The following is a 5,473-nucleotide window of genomic DNA, read 5'->3' on the forward strand; positions in this document are numbered from 1 at the left end:
GGGCGCGCCGTTGGCCCGGTACCGCCCGCGCAGCCCGGCCAGCAGCCGAAGTCGGAGCAGGACAGCGGTGGTCCCCAGGGGACCCGCCAGATGCCCCACCCGGGCGCCAGCCCGCCCACCTTCTGATCCGCACCCCGTCGCGCCGGGCGTGACGAGGACAACGGGCGGTTCTGGACCGAACCGCCCATGATCAGTGCCGGTTATGTCCGGTCAGGTCGGAGCACGACCGCCCCGGGCCCGCGGCGCGTCGCCCGATGGGCGGAGGCGCTGGCGTGTTCGGGGCTGTTCGGAGCAGCGGTGGTGCGACATTCGGTCGCGTGTCTGCGCTGGATCCGATTCCCCATGCCGTGGCCGCCGGCCATTCCGACCGGAAGCAGGGTCTGCGCCGGTGGTTGTTCATCGCCGTCGTCGGCGCGGTGCCGCTGATCGGTTTCTTCGCCGTCGCCGCCCTGGTCGCGCTGATCGTGGGCATCGCCAGCGGAGCGAGCCTCAACCCGCTGCTGGTCCTGATGGCCGCCATGCCCGGCTGGCTGGTGCTGTACCAGTCGCCGCTGGTGATCTCGGACGCCCCGCTGAGCGTGCTGCCGATGCTGCCCACGATCGGGGTGGTGCTGCTGGTGGCCGCGGCCTCGGCGTTCGTCGCCCGCCGCTGCCGGCTGCGTCGTCCCGACCAGGCCTGGCCGGTGATCGCGACGATGGCGCTGGTGCACGCGTTCGTGGGCGCGCTGTTCGCGCTGCTGCTGACCGATCCGTTCAGCGCGGTCCCGGTCGAAGCGTTCCTGAGCTGCGGCCTGACCGCCGCGATCGCGGCGACCGCCGGGGTCGCCAACCGGTGCGGCCTGTTCTACCTGCTGTGGGAGCGCACCGACGCCTACGTCTGGACGGGCCTGCGGATCGGGCTGCTGACCATCGCCACCGTGATCGCCGTCGGCGCGGGCGTGCTGCTGATCGCGATCGTGCTCTCCGCACCGGAGATGGTCACCTCGATGTCGCGGATGGGCGTTGCGGGCGATGCCATCGGCGCCACGGTGTTCTCGCTGCTGTACCTGCCGAACGCGGTGCTGGCCGGCTGGTCCTTCGCCGCGGGCAGCGGGTTCTCCCTCGGTTCCCAGGTCGTCCAGCCGTTGCAGCACACGCCGGGGCCGCTGCCGGACCTGCCGCTGCTGGCGGTGCTGCCGGACGACGGGCCGTCCGTGTGGTGGTCGGCGGTGCTGCTGCTCCCGCTGCTGGTGGGAATGCTGATGGGACTGATCGCCAGGCGCGTTCCCGGTCCGCTCGTCCGCCGCCTGGTGGTCGTGCTGGTCGCGGCCGGGGTGGCGGCGCTGGCGGTGCTGGTGCTGGCGGCGGTCGCCGGCGGCCGGCTCGGCAACGGCCCGATCGGGGCCGTGTCGTTCCACCCGGTCGGTCTCGCGCTGGCGACCTGCTGCTGGCTGGCGATCCCGGCGCTGGTGATGACCTGGCTGGGCGGCGTGGAGGAGGCCGACGACCCGGCGCTGAGCGCCTTCGCCACCGACGAGTTCGACGAGGACATCGATCCAGAGCCGGCCGAGGACGCCGAGCGGGACGAGGGCTTTGACTACACCGACCTCGACGACCTGATCGCCGAAATCCCGGCCGCCCGCGCGGAATCCGACGCCGAGGACGCCGAGGTCACCGCCGAGGAGTTCGACGCCGAGCCGGACGAGGAGGAGCCCGCACCGCGCGACCGGCGGTGAGCGCTGCGCCACTCGCCCGGGCCCTGCCGGAGCCGACCCCGCAACCAGGTCTTACGCTGCGGGGGAGATCGTGCCGAGGCATGTCAGGAGCGAACGCTGAACCCGAGTACGCCCGACCAGCCGAGCACCGCCGCGCACCCGAACCGGATCACGACAGCCGCCCCGGCGCGGGTGGTCGTGCTCGTCTCCGGTTCCGGCACCCTGCTGCAGGCCCTGCTCGACGCCACCAGCGAACCCGACTACCCGGTCCAGGTGGTCGCGGTGGGCGCCGACCGCGACGGCATCGAGGGGCTGGCCCGCGCCGAGCGCGCCGGCATCCCCACGTTCGTCCGCAAGGTCGGTGACCACGCCTCCCGCGAGGAGTGGGACCGCGCGCTGACCGAGGCTTGCGCCGAGCACGAGCCGGACCTGGTGGTCTCCGCCGGGTTCATGAAGCTCGTGGGCGCCGAGTTCCTGGCCCGCTTCGACGGCCGATACCTCAACAGCCACCCAGCGCTGCTTCCCTCGTTCCCCGGCATGCACGGGGTGCGGGATGCGCTGGAGTATGGAGTCCGCGTCACCGGTTGCACCCTGTTCGTGGTGGACGCCGGTGTGGACACCGGGCCGATCCTGGCCCAGGAAGCCGTCGAGGTGCTGCCCGATGACGACGAGGCGAGCCTCCACGAGCGGATCAAGGCCGTCGAGCGGCGGCTGCTGGTCGGCACCCTTCAAAAGCTGGCGTTGCACGGGTGGACCGTGCAGGGACGGAAGGTGAGTATCCCGTGACCGCGAACTCCCAGGAGCGGCGCCCGATTCGTCGCGCGCTGATCGGCGTGTCGGACAAGTCTGGCCTGCTGGAGCTGGCCACCGGGCTGCACGCCGCCGGGGTGGAGATCGTTTCCACCGGTGGCACGGCGCGCGCGATCGCCGATGCCGGCGTGCCGGTCACGCCCGTCGAGGAGCTCACCGGGTTCCCGGAGGCGCTGGACGGCCGGGTCAAGACGCTGCACCCGCGGGTGCACGCCGGTCTGCTCGCCGACCTGCGCCGCGAGCAGCACGCCAAGCAGCTCGCGGCCCTCGACATCGCCCCGTTCGACCTGCTGGTGGTCAACCTCTACCCGTTCGTGCAGACGGTGGCCTCGGGCGCCGCGCAGGACGAGGTGATCGAGCAGATCGACATCGGCGGTCCGGCGATGGTGCGCGCGTCGGCGAAGAACCACGCCAACGTGGCCGTCGTGGTCGACCCGAGCCGCTACGAGTGGGTCCTCGAGGAGGTCCGCGAGGGCGGTTTCACCATGACCGACCGGGTCGAGCTGGCCGCCGAGGCGTTCCGGCACACCGCGTCCTACGACGTGGCGGTGGCGTCCTGGATGAGCAGGGTTCCCACCGGTGACGACGCCACGTTCCAGGGCTGGATCGGCGAGACCTGGCAGCGCCGCTCGGCGCTGCGCTACGGCGAGAACCCGCACCAGCCGGCCGCGCTGTACGTCTCGGGCGGGCAGGCCACCGGCCTGGCCGCCGCGGCGCAGCTGCACGGCAAGGAGATGTCCTACAACAACTACGTCGACGCCGACGCCGCGTGGCGTTCCGCGCACGACCACGACGAGCCGTGCGTGGCGATCATCAAGCACGCCAACCCGTGCGGCATCGCGGTCGGCGAGGACATCGCCGCCGCGCACCGCAAGGCGCACGAGTGCGACCCGGTGAGCGCCTTCGGCGGTGTGATCGCGACCAACCGCGAGGTGTCGATGGCGATGGCAGAGCAGGTCGCGGAGATCTTCACCGAGGTCGTGGTGGCCCCCGGCTACGCCGAGGGCGCGGTCGACGTGCTGAACAAGAAGAAGAACATCCGCCTGCTGACCGCTCAGCCGCCGCAGAGCGGCCGGGTCGAGATGCGCGCGATCTCCGGCGGCATGCTGGTGCAGGGTTCGGACGCGATCGACGCCGAGGGCGACGACCCGGCGAACTGGACGCTGGCGACCGGTTCTCCGGTGGACGAGGCGACGCTGGCGGACCTGAAGTTCGCCTGGCGGGCCTGCCGCGCGGTGAAGTCCAACGCGATCCTGCTGGCCGATGGCGGCGCGACCGTGGGCGTGGGCATGGGTCAGGTGAACCGGGTCGACTCGGCGCGCCTGGCGGTCTCCCGCGCCGGTGACCGGGCCAAGGGTTCGGTCGCCGCCTCGGACGCGTTCTTCCCGTTCCCGGACGGTCTGCAGGTCCTGCTGGACGCGGGCGTCCGCGCCGTGGTCCAGCCGGGCGGTTCGGTCCGGGACGGCGAGGTCATCGCCGCGGCCGAGGCCGCGGGCGTCCCGGTGTACCTGACGGGCACGCGCCACTTCGCCCACTGACGAAGAGCACCCCGACGAGCCCCGGCCTTCAAGGCCGGGGCTCGTCGCGTTCTCGCTCCCGGAGGCGGATTTCGCGGAAGTTCGAGTCCGCCCTGTCGCAACGGCGGCCTCGAACCCGCCGCGCCCAAGCGGTTTCGAACTGATGTTCACCTGATTCGGTCATGCCTCTTGACGCGACCCCGGCGAGCAGGGTTAACTACAGCTATTCGAACTGAGGTTCGAGATCGGAAACGGCCGGTGTCGGGGTCGGCCGCTCCGATGGAGTTCGGCGCTGTGATCCGGGTGCAGGCGCAGTGCTGACTCCACCGCTGCCTTCCCCGCAGCGGCTGTGTTCGTGGGTGCCCGCGCCGGGGTCGGGCACCCACCGCGGTCACGTATGTGGGGAGGGCGGCGATGTCCGCGACGGTGTCTTCGGCGGCGTTGAGCGCGCCCACGGCTGACGGGGTGTCCGTGGGTGTGCCGCACGTCGAGGCGGGCGGTGTCCCGGGTGCGGGCCGGGTGCTGCCGACGCGGGCGGAACTCGCCGCCGTGCTGCCATGGCCAGGTTTGCGCCGTGGCAGCACGGTGGCGGTGCACGGATCGGTGTCGCTGCTCTTCGCGCTGCTGTCCGAGGCGACGGCGAACGGTTCCTGGGCGACCGTGGTGGGCCTGCCCGGGATCAACCTGGTCGCCGCTGCTGAGGCCGGGGTCTCGCTGGAACGGCTCGCGGTGGTGCCGAGGCCGGGTTCCGACCCGGCGGGCGTGATCGCCGCGCTGCTGGACGGTGTTGACCTGGTCGTGGTCGGCGGAACCGGACAGGTTCTCGACGCCGATGCCCGCAGGCTCTCCGCGCGGGCGCGCAACCGCGGCTCGGTGCTGCTGCCGTTCGGTCGCTGGCCGGGTGCGGAGGTGCAGCTGCGCTGCTCCGGCGCGCGCTGGCGCGGACTGGGCCATGGCCACGGTCACCTGCGGGAACGCGATGTCACGGTGAGCGCGGAAGGGCGTGGCGCGGCGTCGAAACCGCGTACCTGCCGGTTGCTGCTGCCGTCTCGAGACGGCTCGCTCGCCGGTGTTGAAGAGCGCCCGACCACAAGGGCGCACCTGCGCGCGGTGGCCGGGTGAGTGACGTGCCCGCCCGCAGAATCGTCGTGTGGTGCCCGGACTGGCCGGTGGTGGCCGCTTCGCGCGCCGCCGAACTCGAACCACTCGTCCCCGCAGCGGTTTTCGCCGCGAACCGGGTCGTCGCCTGCTCGGCGACCGCCCGGGACAGCGGCGTGCGCAGGGGGATGCGCCGCCGCGAGGCGCAGGGCCGCTGCCCGGAACTCGTCGTCTGCGAACACGATCCGGCGCGAGACGTGCGGTTCTTCGAGCCCGTCGTGATCGCCGTCGAGGAGCTGGTGCCCGGTGTCGAGGTCGTCCGGCCGGGGCTGGTCGCCGTTCCCGCCCGAGGCC

At 72.5% G+C, this 5,473-nt stretch carries 5 protein-coding genes; all 5 read left to right on the plus strand.

Annotated elements, in window-relative coordinates:
* Positions 1-317: 317 nt before the first annotated feature.
* Entirely contained in the window at positions 318-1,715 is a 1,398-nt protein-coding gene (locus E1202_RS30865) for a cell division protein PerM (RefSeq protein WP_132686839.1), read from the plus strand.
* Between the two features lie 171 nt (positions 1,716-1,886).
* Entirely contained in the window at positions 1,887-2,480 is a 594-nt protein-coding gene (purN, locus tag E1202_RS30870) for a phosphoribosylglycinamide formyltransferase (protein WP_235879139.1), read from the plus strand.
* Complete coding sequence (purH, locus tag E1202_RS30875; RefSeq protein ID WP_132686841.1) at positions 2,477-4,042, plus strand: bifunctional phosphoribosylaminoimidazolecarboxamide formyltransferase/IMP cyclohydrolase; 1,566 nt, start codon at positions 2,477-2,479, stop codon at positions 4,040-4,042. The genes purN and purH overlap by 4 nt, the downstream gene beginning before the upstream one ends.
* A gap of 393 nt (positions 4,043-4,435) precedes the next feature.
* The gene (locus tag E1202_RS30880; protein ID WP_132686842.1) at positions 4,436-5,143 is read left to right on the plus strand and encodes a hypothetical protein; all 708 of its coding nucleotides are present in this window, start codon (positions 4,436-4,438) and stop codon (positions 5,141-5,143) included.
* Positions 5,140-5,473: Y-family DNA polymerase (locus E1202_RS30885; RefSeq protein WP_456238815.1), on the plus strand; the 334-nt coding region annotated here is incomplete at its 3' end. The genes E1202_RS30880 and E1202_RS30885, both read left to right, overlap by 4 nt.

This window comes from Saccharopolyspora karakumensis, assembly GCF_004349225.1.
Taxonomy (GTDB): domain Bacteria; phylum Actinomycetota; class Actinomycetes; order Mycobacteriales; family Pseudonocardiaceae; genus Saccharopolyspora; species Saccharopolyspora endophytica.